Annotated in this window: 13 protein-coding genes; 7 read left to right on the forward strand and 6 right to left on the reverse strand. The window is 70.4% G+C overall.

The window, feature by feature from the left end:
• Nucleotides 1–139: 139 nt before the first annotated feature.
• Nucleotides 140–886 (forward strand): SDR family NAD(P)-dependent oxidoreductase, encoded by a 747-nt coding sequence (locus ACIREE_RS16040; RefSeq protein ID WP_404151504.1) that lies wholly within the window; start codon nucleotides 140–142, stop codon nucleotides 884–886.
• A 12-nt stretch (nucleotides 887–898) separates the two neighbouring features.
• On the opposite strand, the gene ACIREE_RS16045 is transcribed toward ACIREE_RS16040, so the two are convergent.
• A complete protein-coding gene (locus ACIREE_RS16045) occupies nucleotides 899–2008 on the reverse strand; it encodes a mechanosensitive ion channel family protein (protein WP_404151507.1) in 1110 nt (369 codons plus the stop codon).
• Nucleotides 2009–2070: 62 nt separating this feature from the next.
• Between ACIREE_RS16045 and ACIREE_RS16050 the strand changes: the two genes are divergently transcribed.
• A complete protein-coding gene (locus tag ACIREE_RS16050) occupies nucleotides 2071–2640 on the forward strand; it encodes a dienelactone hydrolase family protein (RefSeq protein WP_404151510.1) in 570 nt (189 codons plus the stop codon).
• Between the two features lie 13 nt (nucleotides 2641–2653).
• Here the strand turns inward: ACIREE_RS16050 and ACIREE_RS16055 are convergent, their stop codons facing one another.
• Genes ACIREE_RS16055 through ACIREE_RS16065 form a run of 3 tightly spaced genes read right to left on the reverse strand, consistent with a single transcriptional unit; the run spans nucleotide 2654 to nucleotide 5601 of the window.
• Nucleotides 2654–3472, reverse strand: coding sequence for a thioredoxin domain-containing protein (locus tag ACIREE_RS16055; RefSeq protein ID WP_404151513.1), 819 nt, complete (start codon nucleotides 3470–3472; stop codon nucleotides 2654–2656).
• 55 nt (nucleotides 3473–3527) lie between these two features.
• Nucleotides 3528–4220, reverse strand: coding sequence for a hypothetical protein (locus tag ACIREE_RS16060; RefSeq protein WP_404151516.1), 693 nt, complete (start codon nucleotides 4218–4220; stop codon nucleotides 3528–3530).
• Between the two features lie 55 nt (nucleotides 4221–4275).
• A complete protein-coding gene (locus tag ACIREE_RS16065) occupies nucleotides 4276–5601 on the reverse strand; it encodes a DUF2252 domain-containing protein (RefSeq protein WP_404151519.1) in 1326 nt (441 codons plus the stop codon).
• A 178-nt stretch (nucleotides 5602–5779) separates the two neighbouring features.
• On the opposite strand from ACIREE_RS16065, the gene dnaE reads away from it, so the two are divergent.
• A complete protein-coding gene (dnaE, locus tag ACIREE_RS16070; protein WP_404151522.1) occupies nucleotides 5780–9319 on the forward strand; it encodes a DNA polymerase III subunit alpha in 3540 nt (1179 codons plus the stop codon).
• An 83-nt stretch (nucleotides 9320–9402) separates the two neighbouring features.
• On the opposite strand, the gene ACIREE_RS16075 is transcribed toward dnaE, so the two are convergent.
• The gene (locus ACIREE_RS16075; RefSeq protein WP_404151524.1) at nucleotides 9403–9585 is read right to left on the reverse strand and encodes a hypothetical protein; all 183 of its coding nucleotides are present in this window, start codon (nucleotides 9583–9585) and stop codon (nucleotides 9403–9405) included.
• A 277-nt stretch (nucleotides 9586–9862) separates the two neighbouring features.
• Here ACIREE_RS16075 and ACIREE_RS16080 point away from each other — a divergent pair, with 277 nt between their 5' ends.
• The 4 genes from ACIREE_RS16080 to ACIREE_RS16095 all read left to right on the forward strand — a co-directional run bounded on the left by ACIREE_RS16080 (nucleotide 9863) and on the right by ACIREE_RS16095 (nucleotide 13765).
• A complete protein-coding gene (locus ACIREE_RS16080) occupies nucleotides 9863–11107 on the forward strand; it encodes an NYN domain-containing protein (RefSeq protein ID WP_404151527.1) in 1245 nt (414 codons plus the stop codon).
• Between the two features lie 138 nt (nucleotides 11108–11245).
• Complete coding sequence (locus tag ACIREE_RS16085; RefSeq protein ID WP_404152297.1) at nucleotides 11246–12226, forward strand: ABC transporter ATP-binding protein; 981 nt, start codon at nucleotides 11246–11248, stop codon at nucleotides 12224–12226.
• Nucleotides 12223–13050, forward strand: a complete 828-nt coding sequence (locus ACIREE_RS16090; protein ID WP_404151530.1) for an ABC transporter permease — start codon at nucleotides 12223–12225, stop codon at nucleotides 13048–13050. The genes ACIREE_RS16085 and ACIREE_RS16090 overlap by 4 nt, the downstream gene beginning before the upstream one ends.
• 34 nt (nucleotides 13051–13084) lie before the next feature.
• Complete coding sequence (locus ACIREE_RS16095) at nucleotides 13085–13765, forward strand: DUF2567 domain-containing protein (RefSeq protein WP_404151533.1); 681 nt, start codon at nucleotides 13085–13087, stop codon at nucleotides 13763–13765.
• Nucleotides 13766–13779: 14 nt separating this feature from the next.
• On the opposite strand, the gene ACIREE_RS16100 is transcribed toward ACIREE_RS16095, so the two are convergent.
• Nucleotides 13780–14721, reverse strand: coding sequence for a dihydrodipicolinate synthase family protein (locus ACIREE_RS16100; protein WP_404151536.1), 942 nt, complete (start codon nucleotides 14719–14721; stop codon nucleotides 13780–13782).
• Nucleotides 14722–14741 lie beyond the last annotated feature (20 nt).

A 14741-nucleotide genomic window follows, 5' to 3' on the forward strand; every position in this document is an offset into this window, starting at 1 on the left:
CAGGAACAGTCACCTGTACGCGGTGGAGCGTGACCGGTATACCTGCTGAGGCCACGGGGCTCCGCCCCGGACCCCGCTCCTCAATCGCCGGAGGGGCTTGCTCGGCTTCGAGTGTGCTTTAACACCTACGCTCGGGCCCATGGCACGCAACATAGTGATCACCGGTGGTGGTACGGGAATCGGGCTCGCGGCGGCCCAGGCCTTCGCCGCCGGGGGAGACCGGGTCCTGCTGCTCGGGCGGCGGGCTGACGTTCTCGACAAGGCCGGGGTGCCGGGCGCCCTGACGTTCGCCGCCGATCTGAGTACGGTCCAAGGGGCGCGCGGCGCCGCCGACTTCGCCCTCGACGCGTTCGGCGGCACGGTCGACGTGCTGGTGCACAGCGCCGGCGGGCTCGGCGCGCTGGAGCCGGGGGGTGAGGACGGGGACGACCCGCTCGACGCCGTCGCGCACGAGTGGACCGCCAACTTCCGTATCAACACGCTCACTTCGGTCCTGCTGACCGAGGCGCTGCGCGAGCACCTCGCCTCGCCGGGCGGCCGGGTCCTCTTCCTCTCCTCCATCGCCGCCGTGCGCGGCTCCGGCACCGGTGCGTACGGCGGATCCAAGGCGGCCCTGCACCCGTACACCTTCGATCTGGCCAAGGCGCTCGGGCCGCGCGGCATCACCGTCAACGCGGTCGCGCCCGGCTACGTCGAGGACACCGGGTTCTTCGGGCGCGAGATGTCCGAGGAGGAGTACGGGCGCCGGGTCGGCGCCATCCCGACGGGACGGGCCGGCTCGCCCGACGACATCGCCGCCACGCTGACCTGGCTGGCGTCGCCGGAGGCCCGGCACGTCACCGCGCAGATCATCCAGGTCAACGGCGGGGAGGCGCTGGGGCGCTGACGTCCCGGGAGGTCAGCCGCGGCCGGTTCGCGGGGCGCGGCCGTTGTGCATGAGCATGTGGTCCGGGACGGACGTCGCCATGTCCTCCGGGGCGATCAGGGCCGTCGCCGTGTTGATCCGCGGCAGCGCGTACGGATGCTGCTCGGTCAGCCAGCGGAGCAGCTGCTCACGGACCGCGACCCGGACCGTCCAGATGTCGTCCGCGTCCTTGGCCGTGACCACGGCGCGCACCTCCATCGTGCTCGGCGTGCTGTCCGTGACGGCCAGGCTCCAGTCACGGCCGTCCCAGGCGGCGCTGTCGAGCAGGATGTCGTGCAGCTTCTCGCGCATCAACGGCACGGGGGCACTGTGGTCGAGGTGGAAGAAGACGGTGCCGCTCATCTGGGAGCCGCCGCGCGACCAGTTCTCGAACGGCTTCGACGTGAAGTACGACACAGGCATCGTGATCCGGCGATCGTCCCAGGTGCGTACGGCGAGGAACGTGAGGGTGATCTCCTCGATGGTGCCCCACTCGCCGTCCACCACGACGGTGTCACCGATCCGCACCATGTCGCCGAACGCGATCTGGAACCCCGCGAAGAGGTTGCCGAGCGTCGACTGCGCGGCGACACCGGCGACGATGCCCAGGATGCCCGCCGAGGCCAGCAGCGAGGCGCCGGCGGCCTTGAACGCGGGGAACGTCAGCAGCATCGCGGAGATCGCCACCACGCCCACGACCGCGATGACGATGCGCTGTATCAGGGTGACCTGGGTGCGTACCCGGCGGACCCGGGCCGCGTCGCGGTGGCTGGTGGCGTAGCGGGCGTAGGACGACTCGACGATCGCGGTGGCGATCCGCACGATCAGCCAGGCCGTGGCGCCGATCAGGACCAGACTCAGCGTCTGGCCCACTCCGGCGGAGTGCTCCTTGGTGATCTTCGCCTGATCGTAGGACCCTCTCAGCAGCGCCGCGCAGAGCACGAACTGGAACGGCAGGCGGCAGCGGCGCAGCAGTCCCCACAGCGGAGTCTCGTGGTGGCGTCGGTCGGTGCGTTGCAGCAGACGGTCGACGGCCCACCCGAGGAGGAGTGTGAGCACGACCGAGCCACCGACAACGATCAGCGGGCGCAGTACGTTCTCCATGTCTCGACGGTAACCGGGATCGGCTGCCTCTAACCTGTGGCGTTCCTGGCACCATGGGCCCCATGAACATCATGCTTTTCCACTCCACGTACGGACTGCGGCCCGCCGTGGAGGCCGCGGCCGACCGGCTGCGCGGCGCCGGGCACGAGGTGTGGACCCCGGATCTCTTCGAGGGCCGCACCTTCGACACCGTCGAGGAGGGCATGGCCCACCGGGACGAGCTCGGCAAGGACGAGCTGCTCAAGCGCGCCGTACTGGCCGCCGCGCCCTACTCCGACCGAGGGCTCGTGTACGCGGGATTCTCGTTCGGCGCCGCGACCGCGCAGACCCTCGCCCTCGGCGACGACAACGCGAAGGGCCTGCTGCTCCTGCACGGCACGTCCGACCTCGCGGCGAACGCGTCGGTGGACGGGCTGCCGGTCCAGCTGCACGTCGCCGAGCCCGACCCGTTCGAGACGGACGACTGGCTGACCGCCTGGTACCTGCAGATGGGACGCGCGGGCGCGGACGTGGAGGTCTACCGGTACGCCGGGGCCGGCCACATCTACACCGACCCCGATCTGCCCGACTACGACGCGGAGGCCGCCGAGGCCACCTGGCGGGTGGCACTCGGCTTCCTGGAGACGCTCTAGCGGAACCGCGGGGTCAGCCCTTGAGGGCCTTGTCCACCGCGCTGTTCCAGCCGTCGGCCGTGTTCGGCGCGTTGTCGCCGTCCGAGCCGGTGATCTTCTTGCCGTCGAGGACGAAGGCCGGAGTGCCCTGGACCCCGTACTTGTTGTCGTCGAAGCCCTTCGACATCTCCAGGGCCCACTTGTCGAAGGTGCCGTCCTTGACGTCCTTCTGGAAGGTCTTGTCGTTCTTCAGCGCCGGGACGGTGTTCGCGATCTTGATGAGGTAGGAGTCGTCCTTGAACTTGTCGGTGGTCTCCTCGGGGTGCCACTTCGTGGAGTACATCGCCTCCTTGTAGTCCCAGAAGGCGTCCTTCGACACGTTCAGGGCGGCACCCAGCGCGCTCAGCGCGTTCTTCGAGCCCTCGCCCTGGAGGTTGGTGTCGAGGAAGGTGGCGCCGACGTACTGGATCTTGTACTTGCCGGCGTCCAGGTCCTTCTTGAGCGTCGGGCCGACCGCCTGCTCGAAGGCGGCGCAGACCGGGCAGCGCGAGTCCTCGTACGCGATGATCGTCTTCTTGGCCGAGTCCTTGCCGAGGACCACCGTGGTGTTGTTCTTGCCGCTGGTGTTCTTCGGCGCGACCAGCGCGTCGTCCTTCGCGGCCTCCCAGTAGGAGGGCTTGTTGCCCTGCATCACCAGGTAGCTGGCGACGCCGGCTATCGCCAGGACGGCGACGATGGAGCCGGCGACGATCGCCTGGCGCTTCGCCTTGTCCTTCTTGGCCTGGCGCTCGCGCTCGACCCGCAGCCGCTCGCGGGCCGCCGTCTTCGCCGTCTGGCTGTTGCGCTTGCTCATGATCTGTTGCTCCGTGGGTTCGTGAAAGGTGTTCGGGGGGCTGTCGTGCTCAGGCTCAGGCAGCCAGGCACGGCGGTCCGCGCCGTCCCACGGAGTGCAACTGGAGGCGCGTGCGGGCGACCCGTACGCGGGCGGCGGGGCGTGGCCGCTTCAGGGCCGGCTCCCGGTCGACGGCGACCGTGGCGAAGGCGATCAGCAGCGGGCGGAACGCGAACGCGGCCACCGCGCGCAGCAGTTGGGCCAGGGCCTGTTCGCCGCGGCGCAGCCAGCCGGCCGCGAGCAGCCCGACCGTGACGTGCGCGCCGAGCAGCAGCCAGGACGCCGCCGGGTCGCTGTGGGCGAGCAGGGCGGCGGCCTCGTCGGTCGTGCCGCCGGTCATCCGGGCCAGCGGCGTGCCGACGGTCCCGCCGCACAGCACGTCGAAGCCGAACGAGCGCAGGGGACCGGCGACGGGGCCGCCCGCTTCGCCGTAACAGACGTGCTGGCCGGTGGTGAAGACCGTGTCGGCGGCCAGCTCCAGCGGCACGAGCAGCGCCGCGATCCGGCCGAAGCCGCGTTCACGGCCGGCCAGCGCGTACGCGATCACGAAGACGGCGACGGCGATCGCGGCGACCGTCGTGAGCGGCAGCGGGGCCCGGGACAGCAGGACGTGCGACGCGGCGGAGAGCGTCACGACGAGCGTCGTGAACAGTGCCGCGCGCACGGCTCTGAGCTGGGCCCCGGAAACGGCCCCTGATATGTCGTCCATCGCGGAGGAGTGTGCCATGGCTTCCTGTAGGCGGTGCCTAAAGGGTGCCTGTGCGTTACAGGCCCGGGATCCGGCCGTTGCGGAACAGGTCCACGAAGATCTGGTGGTCCGCACGCGCGCGTGCCCCGTAGGAGTGCGCGAAGTCGACCAGCAGGCCCGCGAAGCCGTCCTCGTCGGCGGCGATCGCCGCGTCGATGGCGCGCTCGGTGGAGAACGGCACGAGGGACTGGCCGGAGAGGTCGTCCGCCGCCGCGTGCATCGCGGCCGTGGCCCGGCCGAGGTCGGCGACGACCGCCGTGATCTCCTCCGGGTCGTCGATGTCGCCCCAGTCCAGGTCCACCGCGTACGGCGACACCTCGGCGACGAGCTGGCCCGATCCGTCCAGCTCGGTCCAGCCCAGCCACGGGTCGGCGTGGGCCTGCAGGGCGCGCTGCGAGATGACCGTGCGGTGGCCCTCGTGCTGGAAGTAGTCGCGGATCGCCGGGTCGGTGATGTGCCGGGAGACGGCCGGGGTCTGGCCCTGCTTCATGTAGATCACGACATCGTTCTCCAGGGCGTCGCTGTTGCCCTCGAGGAGGATGTTGTACGAGGGGAGCCCCGCGGAGCCGATACCGATGCCGCGGCGCCCGACGACGTCCTTCACGCGGTACGAGTCCGGGCGCGTCAGCGACGACTCCGGCAGCGTCTCCAGGTAGCCGTCGAACGCGGCGAGCACCTTGTAGCGCGTCGCCGCGTCCAGCTCGATGGAGCCGCCGCCCTCGGTGAACCGGCGCTCGAAGTCGCGGATCTCCGTCATGGAGTCGAGCAGCCCGAAGCGGGTCAGCGAGCGGGCCACGCGCAGCGCGTCCAGGAGCGGGCCGTCGGCCGTGTCCAGGGAGAAGGGCGGCACCTCGTCGCTCTTGGCGCCCGTGGCGAGCGCGTGGATGCGCTCGCGGTAGGCCTCCGCGTACGTGCGCACCAGGTCGGTGATCTGGTCGTCGCCCAGCGCCTTGGAGTAGCCGATCAGCGCCACGGAGGCGGCGAAGCGCTTGAGGTCCCAGGTGAAGGGGCCGACGAACGCCTCGTCGAAGTCGTTCACATTGAAGATCAACCGGCCCGTCGCGTCCATGTACGTGCCGAAGTTCTCCGCGTGCAGGTCGCCGTGGATCCACACCCGGCTGGTGCGGTCGTCCAGGTACGGCCCGCCGTGCTGCTCGCGCTCCACGTCGCCGTAGAAGAGGCACGCCGTGCCGCGGTAGAACGCGAACGCCGAGGCCGCCATCTTGCGGAACTTGACCCGGAACGCGGCGGGGTCCGCGGCGAGGAGCTCGCCGAACGCGGTGTCGAAGACGGCGAGGATTTCCTCGCCGCGCTGCTCAGCGGTGGGCTGCGGGACCGACATCGCCGGGTGCCTCCTGGTACAGGTGGTGCGTGGCTTGTGTGACACACAGGACGGGTGTTCTGCCCCGTCCAACGCCTGACCGTACTCCGGAGTGCCCGTCGCTTGTCACACGCCGGTCGTAGACTTCCAAGCTGTCCCCCGCCCCCGTCGCCGTGCCACCGCTATTGGAGCTCCAACCGTGTCAAAGCCGCCCTTCACGCACCTGCACGTCCACACCCAGTACTCGCTGCTGGACGGTGCCGCGCGGCTGAAGGACATGTTCAACGCGTGCAACGAGATGGGCATGTCCCATATCGCGATGTCCGACCACGGCAACCTGCACGGGGCGTACGACTTCTTCCACACGGCCCAGAAGGCGGGCGTCACGCCGATCATCGGCATCGAGGCCTACGTCGCCCCGGAGTCGCGGCGCAACAAGCGCAAGATCCAGTGGGGGCAGCCGCACCAGAAGCGCGACGACGTGTCGGGTTCGGGTGGTTACACCCACAAGACGATCTGGGCGGCGAACAGCACGGGCCTGCACAACCTCTTCAAGCTGTCCTCGGACGCGTATGCCGAGGGCTGGCTGCAGAAGTGGCCGCGTATGGACAAGGAGACCATCAGCCAGTGGTCCGAGGGGCTGATCGCCTCCACCGGCTGTCCCTCCGGTGAGCTGCAGACGCGCCTTCGCCTCGGCCAGTTCGACGAGGCACTGAAGGCGGCCTCCGAGTACCAGGACATCTTCGGCAAGGACCGGTACTTCCTGGAGCTGATGGACCACGGCATCGAGATCGAGCGCCGGGTCCGTGACGGCCTCCTGGAGGTCGGCAGGAAGCTCGGCATCCCGCCGCTGGTGACGAACGACTCGCACTACACATACGCGCACGAGTCCGTCGCGCACGACGCCCTGCTCTGCATCCAGACCGGCAAGAACCTCTCCGACCCGGACCGCTTCCGGTTCGACGGGACGGGCTACTACCTGAAGTCCACGGAGGAGATGTACGCCGTCGACTCCTCGGACGCCTGGCAGGAGGGCTGCCGCAACACGCTCCTGGTGGCGCAGCAGATCGACACCACCGGCATGTTCGAGAAGCGTGACCTCATGCCGAAGTTCGACATCCCGGACGGCTTCACGGAGGTCACCTGGTTCCAGGAGGAGGTCCGGGTCGGCATGGACCGCCGCTACCCGGGCGGCGTCCCCGAGGACCGGCAGAAGCAGGCCGAGTACGAGATGGACATCATCATCCAGATGGGGTTCCCGGGGTACTTCCTGGTCGTCGCCGACTTCATCATGTGGGCCAAGAACAACGGCATCGCGGTGGGCCCGGGGCGTGGTTCGGCGGCCGGTTCGATCGTCGCGTACGCCATGGGCATCACCGACCTCGACCCGATCACCCACGGCCTGATCTTCGAGCGGTTCCTCAACCCCGAGCGCGTCTCCATGCCCGATGTCGACATCGACTTCGACGAGCGCAGGCGCGTCGAGGTGATCCGGTACGTGACGGAGAAGTACGGCGCCGACAAGGTCGCCATGATCGGCACCTACGGCAAGATCAAGGCCAAGAACGCGATCAAGGACTCCGCGCGCGTGCTCGGCTACCCGTACGCGATGGGGGACCGCCTCACCAAGGCGATGCCCGCCGACGTCCTCGGCAAGGGCATCGACCTCTCCGGCATCACCGACCCGCAGCACCCGCGCTACGGCGAGGCGGGAGAGATCCGCGGGATGTACGAGAACGAGCCGGACGTCAAGAAGGTCATCGACACCGCCAAGGGCGTCGAGGGCCTGGTCCGGCAGATGGGCGTGCACGCGGCCGGCGTGATCATGTCCAGCGAGCCGATCGTCGACCACGCCCCGCTCTGGACCCGGCACACCGACGGCGTCACCATCACGCAGTGGGACTACCCGCAGTGCGAGTCGCTCGGGCTGCTCAAGATGGACTTCCTGGGCCTGCGGAACCTGACCATCATGGACGACGCCGTCAAGATGGTGCGGGCGGGCAAGGGCATCGACCTGGAGATGCTCTCGCTCCCGCTCGACGACCCGAAGACCTTCGAACTGCTCTGCCGCGGTGACACCCTCGGCGTCTTCCAGTTCGACGGCGGCCCGATGCGCTCGCTGCTGCGCCAGATGCAGCCCGACAACTTCGAGGACATTTCCGCCGTCTCGGCCCTGTACCGGCCGGGCCCGATGGGCATGAACTCGCACACGAACTACGCCGAGCGCAAGAACGGCCGGCAGGAGATCACGCCGATCCACCCGGAGCTCGAAGAGCCCCTGAAGGAGACGCTCGGCCTGACCTACGGCCTCATCGTGTACCAGGAGCAGGTACAGAAGGCCGCGCAGATCATCGCCGGTTACTCGCTCGGCGAGGCCGACATCCTGCGCCGCGTGATGGGCAAGAAGAAGCCCGAGGAACTGGCGAAGAACTTCGTCCTGTTCCAGGAGGGCGCGAAGAAGAACGGGTTCTCCGACGCGGCGATCCAGGCCCTGTGGGACGTCCTGGTGCCGTTCGCCGGCTACGCGTTCAACAAGGCGCACTCCTCCGCGTACGGCCTGGTCACCTACTGGACCGCGTACCTGAAGGCCAACTACCCGGCCGAGTACATGGCCGCGCTGCTCACGTCCGTCAAGGACGACAAGGACAAGTCCGCGGTCTACCTCAACGAGTGCCGTCGGATGGGCATCAGGGTGCTCCCGCCGAACGTGAACGAGTCGGTGCACAACTTCGCCGCCCAGGGCGACGACGTGATCCTCTTCGGCCTGGAGGCCGTCCGCAACGTCGGTACGAACGTGGTGGATTCGATCATCCGCTCGCGCAAGGCGAAGGGGAAGTTCGACTCGTTCCCCGACTACCTCGACAAGGTCGAGGCCGCCGCCTGCAACAAGCGCACCACCGAATCCCTCATCAAGGCGGGCGCGTTCGACACGATGGGGCACACCCGCAAGGGCCTCACCGCGCAGTACGAGCCGATGATCGACAACGTGGTGGCGGTGAAGAGGAAGGAAGCCGAGGGGCAGTTCGACCTCTTCGGCGGCATGGGCGAGGAGGACAGCAGCGAGCCGGGCTTCGGGCTCGACGTCGAGTTCTCCGTCGACGAGTGGGAGAAGACGTATCTGCTCGCCCAGGAGCGGGAGATGCTCGGCCTGTACGTCTCCGACCACCCGCTGTTCGGCCTGGAGCACGTGCTCTCCGACAAGGCGGACGCGGGCATCGGCCAGCTGACCGGCGGTGACTTCTCCGACGGCGCCGTCGTCACCGTGGGCGGCATCATCTCGGGCCTGCAGCGCAAGATGACCAAGCAGGGCAACGCCTGGGCGATCGCCACCGTCGAGGACCTCGCCGGTTCCATCGAGTGCATGTTCTTCCCGGCGACGTACCAGCTGGTGTCGACCCAACTCGTCGAGGACGCCGTGGTGTTCGTGAAGGGACGCCTCGACAAGCGCGAGGACGTACCGCGCCTGGTCGCCATGGAGATGCAGGTCCCCGACCTGTCGAACGCGGGCACCAACGCGCCGGTGATCCTCACCATCCCGGCGCTCAAGGTCACCCCGCCGATGATCAGCCGGCTCGGCGAGATCCTCAGCAACCACCGGGGCGACAGCGAGGTCCGGATCAAACTCCAGGGCCCGCGCAAGACCACGGTGCTGCGCCTCGACCGGCACCGCGTGAAGCCGGACCCGGCGCTCTACGGCGACCTCAAGGTGCTGCTCGGCCCGGCCTGCCTGGCGGGCTGACCCGGAGCATCACGTACGTGAGGGGCGCACCCCGGATCCTGGGGTGCGCCCCTCGCTACGTGCCAAATGCCTTAAGCGATGCGTCAGTTGTGACCGAAGCGGCGCTGGTGCTTACGGGCGACGTCCGACGGGTTGCCCATGATCTGCGACTCCATCGACGGCTCCGCGTCCGGGGCCGACGACGACTTGGACTGCTCCGGCGCCTGGTCCGCGGACGACGCGCGGTTCTGCTCGGCAGCCTGCTTACGGTTCTTGTTCTTGGCCATGATGATCTTCCTCCTAAGGGAGATCTCTAGGGGCCAGGGTCGGATTCAGATTCACATAGCGCCCTAAAGAGCGCATTTCGGGGAATTACCCTGTGTGACAAGGGGTGTCGGGGCGTATCCGTCCCACCTTCACGCCATCCGCCACGCCGAAGATCGAGTTCGGGCCGTTAACCCCCGTGCGGTCGGGCAGACTCGAAGGAAACCCGAAGCGAACCCGCGGGCGCCGCCCCGTGAGCGCGTCCGGACTGTTGGAAGTCGGCGAAAGAGGGTGGATCGCGTGGACCGTTGCATCGTCCTGGTGGATGCCGGATATCTCCTGGGGGCCGCCGCGAGCCTCCTCGCGGGCGAGCCCTCCCGCTCCCGGATCCACGTCGATCACGCCGCCCTCATCCAGGGCCTGCGCGAACGCGCCGAGGCCGAGACCGAGCGCCAGCTGCTGCGCATCTACTGGTTCGACGGCGCCCCCGACCGCGTCCCGCAGCCCGAACACCGCAGGCTGCGCGTCATGCCCCGGGTCACCGTCAGGCTCGGCGCCCTGACCCGCAGCGACGGACGCTGGGCGCAGAAGGGCGTGGACGCGGCCATGCACGCCGAGCTGACCGAACTCGCGCGCAACCGCGCCTGCTCGGACGTGGTCCTCGTGACCGGGGACGGCGATCTGCTGCCCGGCATGATGGCCGCCAAGGAGCACGGCGTCGCCGTCCACCTGTGGGCCGTCCAGGCCGCCGACGGCGACTACAACCAGTCCGAGGACCTGGTCGCCGAGGCCGACGAGCGGCGCGTGCTCGACCGGACCTGGATCACCAAGGCCGTCCGTGCCAAGGAACTCAGCGGGATCTGCGCCCCGCCGCCCGTGCCACGGCCCGAGATCGCCGCGATCCTCTCGGCGCCGCTGCCCGAGTCGGCCCACGGCGCAGGGCGCCCGGTGAGCGAAGGCGCGGACGCGCCGCCCGTACAGCACGAGCCCGCCGCGCGGACCGGGCATGACGCGGAGGACCGCACAGGCGCCGCCAAGGGCGTCCCCACGCCGAAGGACCTGGCCGCGCTGCGCGCACCCGGCGCGGTCGCCGGGACAGCCGCACAGCACCCCGCGAACGCGACACTGCGCTGGTCCTCCGACAAAGGGTGGGCGGAGCGCCCCGGCGGCCCCGGAGGCGGCGGTGAGCCCCCCGAGGCGGCATCCCTGCCCACGCTCGCCCAGCTCACCACCGCGGAGCAGCGGTGGGCCGACCGCGAGGAGGACATCACCGCGGTCAGCGGCGACCCGTACGAGGTGGGGCAGGTGTTCGCACGCCGGTGGATGGCACGCCTCGGCGAGCAGGTGGAGCTGCAGAAACTGTCGACCATGTATCCGCGGGTGCCGCACCGGATCGACGGCGAGCTGCTCCGGTACGCGGCCCGCTTCGGGCTGCTGGCCCACAAGGACGACCAGATCGACGAGCACGACCGGTACGCGATCAGGGCCGGGTTCTGGCGCGAGATCGATGTGCGGACCGCGGAGCACGCGCCCGCGGGCAGCTGACATTTCCGCAGCTCGGACGGGCCGCCCGCCTAATATGTCCGGCCCCGCGCGCAATGAGGCGGCCCGGACCCCGTACTCTCGTTCCTCGTGAGTACGCGCACCGATGATGCCGCCCCGGACCATAAACGGGACGCTGTCGTGTGCGCGGTGCGGGGTCTGAGCAAGACCTATCCCGCCGCTCGCGGGCGGCGCGGAGCGCCCGGAACCCCTCAAGTACGGGCCACCGACGACGTGCGGCTCGACATCCGGCGCGGCGAGATCTTCGGCCTGCTCGGCCCCAACGGAGCCGGCAAGTCCACGCTCGTACGGCAGCTCACCGGGCTCATGCGGCCCGACACCGGCAGCGTGCACATCCTCGGGCACGACATCGTGCGCCACCCCGAGCGGGCCGCGCGGATCCTCGCCTACCTCGGGCAGGAATCGACCGCCCTCGACGAGCTGACCGTCTCCCTCGCCGCCGAGACCACCGGACGGCTGCGCGGGCTCCCCCTCAAGGACGCCCGCGCCGAGCGCGACGACGTACTGGAGGAGCTGGGGCTCACCCCGCTCGCCTCGCGCCCGCTGAAGAAGCTCTCCGGCGGGCAGCGGCGCCTCGCGTGTTTCGCCGCCGCGCTGGTCGGCGAGCGGCCCCTGCTCGTGCTCGACGAGCCGACGACCGGCATGGACCCCGTCGCGCGGCGTGCCGTCTGGGCCGCCGTGGACCGGCGGCGGGCCGAGCGCGGGACGACCGTCCTGCTGGTCACCCACAACGTCATCGAGGCCGAGACCGTGCTCGACCGCGTCGCCGTGCTCGACGAGGGCCGGGTCATCGCCTGTGACTCCCCGGCCGGGCTCAAGGACCGCGTCGCCGGCGAGGTCAGGGTCGAGCTGCTGTGGCGCCAGGAGGCACCGACGCAGCTGCCCGAGGTCGCCAGGCTGCGCGAGCACGCCGTGGAGGCCGGGCGGCGCTGGTCGCTCAGGCTCGCGCCCGACGAGGCCCGCTCGGCCGTCGCCGCGGTCACCGGCGGCCCGGCCTTCGACTATCTCGACGACTTCACGCTCGCCACCCCGAGCCTGGAAGACGTGTACTTGGCACTCGGCGGGAGCCGCAGCAGCGTGAAGGGCCTGGTGAAGGCATGAGTGTCGTATCCGCGGAGGTTCTGCGGCAGCGCACCGAAGACCAACCGCCGTCGGCCGTGAGCGCCGAGGACGGGCTCGCGCCGCGGGCCAAGTTCCTGCCCTCGCTCGCCGCGGTCTACCGGGCCCAGCTCTCACGGGCCCGGGTGGCCCGGATCCCGCTGCTCTTCGTCGCGACCTTCCAGTCCATCGGGATCATGATCCTGATGCGCGGTGTGGTCGACCGGGGCGGCAGCGAGGCGCGGGCCGTCGTGGCCGGCTCCGCGGTGCTGGTCGTCGCGTTCGTCGCGCTCAACCTGCTCGCCCAGTACTTCGGACAGCTGCGCGCGGACGGCGGCCTCGACCACTACGCGACCCTGCCCGTGCCCCCCGCATCCGTGGTGCTCGGCGCCGCGGGCGCCTACGCCTCGTTCACCGTGCCCGGCACCGTGATCACCGGGGTCGTCGGCTGCGCCATGTTCGACCTGCCGCTGACCCACCTGTGGGTGCTCGTCGCCGTGATCCCACTGGCCGGCGCCGCCCTGTCCGGGCTCGGCGCCGCGCTCGGACTGCTCGCGCCACGGCCCGAAATCGCCACACTGCTCGGCCAGTTGGGCATGTCGGCAGCGCTGCTGCTCGGCGTGCTCCCCGCCGACCGGATGCCGGAATTCGTACAGTACGCGCGTGATCTGCTGCCCTCGACCTACGGCGTCGAGGCGCTCGCACGGACCTTCGGGGGCCACCCCGACTGGGCCGCCGTCCTGCTCGACCTGGGCGTCTGCGCCGCTGTCGGCGTCGCCTCGCTGGCCGTGGCGACGTGGGCCTACCGCCGGGCAGCCGTCCGGTGACGCGCCCGACAGGGACGCCTGGCACGATGGCAGTGTGACCGCACCGCTGACGCCGCCGCCCCATCAGCCCCCGCACAACAACGGGCACAGTGACCCGTGGCAGGCCCCCGACCCGATGACCGGACATCTGCCTCCCGTGCCGCCCTCTCCCCAGGACGAGGGGCCCGGACTGCGCACCGAGTTGCGCGAGGCCGCCGTCGTGACGGTGGGCGTCGCCGTCGTCGGCCTGCTGCTCGGAGCGCTGTGGCTGTGGCTCGCGCCGCGGATCCCGCTCGTGTCGGACAGTACGGCGGTCTACCTCAAGGACACCGAGGGCGAGCAGGCCATCGGGGTCGACGGAACGTTCACCCTGCTCGGTCTCGCCTTCGGCGCCGTGACCGCGGCCGTCGTCTTTCTGTGGCGCAAGCGCGGGGGGATCCCCCTGGTCGTGGGGCTCGCCCTCGGCAGCCTGCTCGGCGGGGTGATCGCCTGGCGGTTCGGGGTCTGGCTCGGCCCCGCGCAGGACGTCGCCGCGCACGCCAAGGAGGTCGGCAAGGGGGTCGTGTTCGACGCGCCCCTGGAGCTCAAGGCCAAGGGGGCGCTGCTCGCGTGGCCGCTGGCCGCGATGGTGGTCCACCTCGGGCTCACCGGCCTGTTCGGGCCGAGGGACCCCGACCCGTACGCCGGTTACTACGATCACCCGCCGCGGAACGTGGAGGGCGCGCCCGGAGCCTGAGAGCGGTCCGGGAGCTACAGCAGACCCGCCTCGGTCAGCAGGCGGCGTACGTAGGTGAACTCGGCCTTGCTCAGCGGGACCTGGGGCGCCGCGGTCGCGGGGCAGTCGATGATGCCCTGCAGATGGACGGCCGCCTTGAACGCGCCGAGCGCCGAGGACGAGCCGCCCATCCGGGCCGGGTCACCGGCGTCCACGATCGCGAACAGCGCGGTGAGCCGGTCCTGTTCGCGCCGTGCGGTGTCCCAGTCGCCGGCCCGGGCGGCTTCGTAGAGACGTACGTAACCGTGGGCGTCCACATTGCCGAGGCCCGGGACGACGCCGTCGACGCCGGCCAGCAGGGCGCCGTCCACCGTGAGTTCGGAACCGGTGAGCACGGTGAAGGCGGGCGCGGCCGCGCGCAGCGGGGCGAGCAGGCGGCGCAGGGAGCCCTCGTCGCCGCTGGAGTCCTTGAGCCCGGTGAGCGTGCCGTCGGCGGCCAGGGCGAGGATCGTGTCGCGGCTCAACTTGCTGTGCACCGCGGACGGGATGTCGTACGCGAACACGGGCAGCTCCGTGCCGGCGCGCAGCCGCCGGAAGTGGTCGGCGATCTCGGCCGGGTGGGTGCGCGTGTAGAACGGCGCGGTCGCCACGAGTGCGTCCGCGCCCGCCTTCACCGCATCCTCCGCCCGGTCCAGGACCCGCGCGGTCGTCGTCTCGATGACGCCCGCGAGCACTGGGACCCGCCCGGCCGCCGCCTCCACCGCGGCCTCCAGCGCGGTGCGCCGCTGGAGGTCCGTGAGGTACGGCGCCTCGCCACTGGAGCCCAGCAGGAAGAGGCCGTGCACCCCGGCGTCGATGAGGTGTCCGACCAGGCGGCGCACCGACGCGACATCCACCTCGCCCCCCGGCGTGAGCGGCGTGACCAGGGGCGGGACGACGCCGCGGAACGGGGCGGGGAAGGGGGTGCGGAGAGTCATGGCGGTGGTCTCCTGGTGCG

This window comes from Streptomyces sp. NPDC102467, assembly GCF_044765445.1.
Lineage (GTDB): Bacteria > Actinomycetota > Actinomycetes > Streptomycetales > Streptomycetaceae > Streptomyces.

Excerpts from the sequence above, each read along its gene's own strand:
- ACIREE_RS16040 (WP_404151504.1), top strand. The coding sequence starts at position 140 with ATGGCACGCAACATAGTGATCACCGGTGGTGGTACGGGAATCGGGCTC.
- ACIREE_RS16045 (WP_404151507.1), bottom strand. The coding sequence starts at position 2,008 with ATGGAGAACGTACTGCGCCCGCTGATCGTTGTCGGTGGCTCGGTCGTG.
- ACIREE_RS16050 (WP_404151510.1), top strand. The coding sequence starts at position 2,071 with ATGAACATCATGCTTTTCCACTCCACGTACGGACTGCGGCCCGCCGTG.
- ACIREE_RS16055 (WP_404151513.1), bottom strand. The coding sequence starts at position 3,472 with ATGAGCAAGCGCAACAGCCAGACGGCGAAGACGGCGGCCCGCGAGCGG.
- ACIREE_RS16060 (WP_404151516.1), bottom strand. The coding sequence starts at position 4,220 with ATGGACGACATATCAGGGGCCGTTTCCGGGGCCCAGCTCAGAGCCGTG.
- ACIREE_RS16065 (WP_404151519.1), bottom strand. The coding sequence starts at position 5,601 with ATGTCGGTCCCGCAGCCCACCGCTGAGCAGCGCGGCGAGGAAATCCTC.
- ACIREE_RS16075 (WP_404151524.1), bottom strand. The coding sequence starts at position 9,585 with ATGGCCAAGAACAAGAACCGTAAGCAGGCTGCCGAGCAGAACCGCGCG.
- ACIREE_RS16090 (WP_404151530.1), top strand. The coding sequence starts at position 12,223 with ATGAGTGTCGTATCCGCGGAGGTTCTGCGGCAGCGCACCGAAGACCAA.
- ACIREE_RS16100 (WP_404151536.1), bottom strand. The coding sequence starts at position 14,721 with ATGACTCTCCGCACCCCCTTCCCCGCCCCGTTCCGCGGCGTCGTCCCG.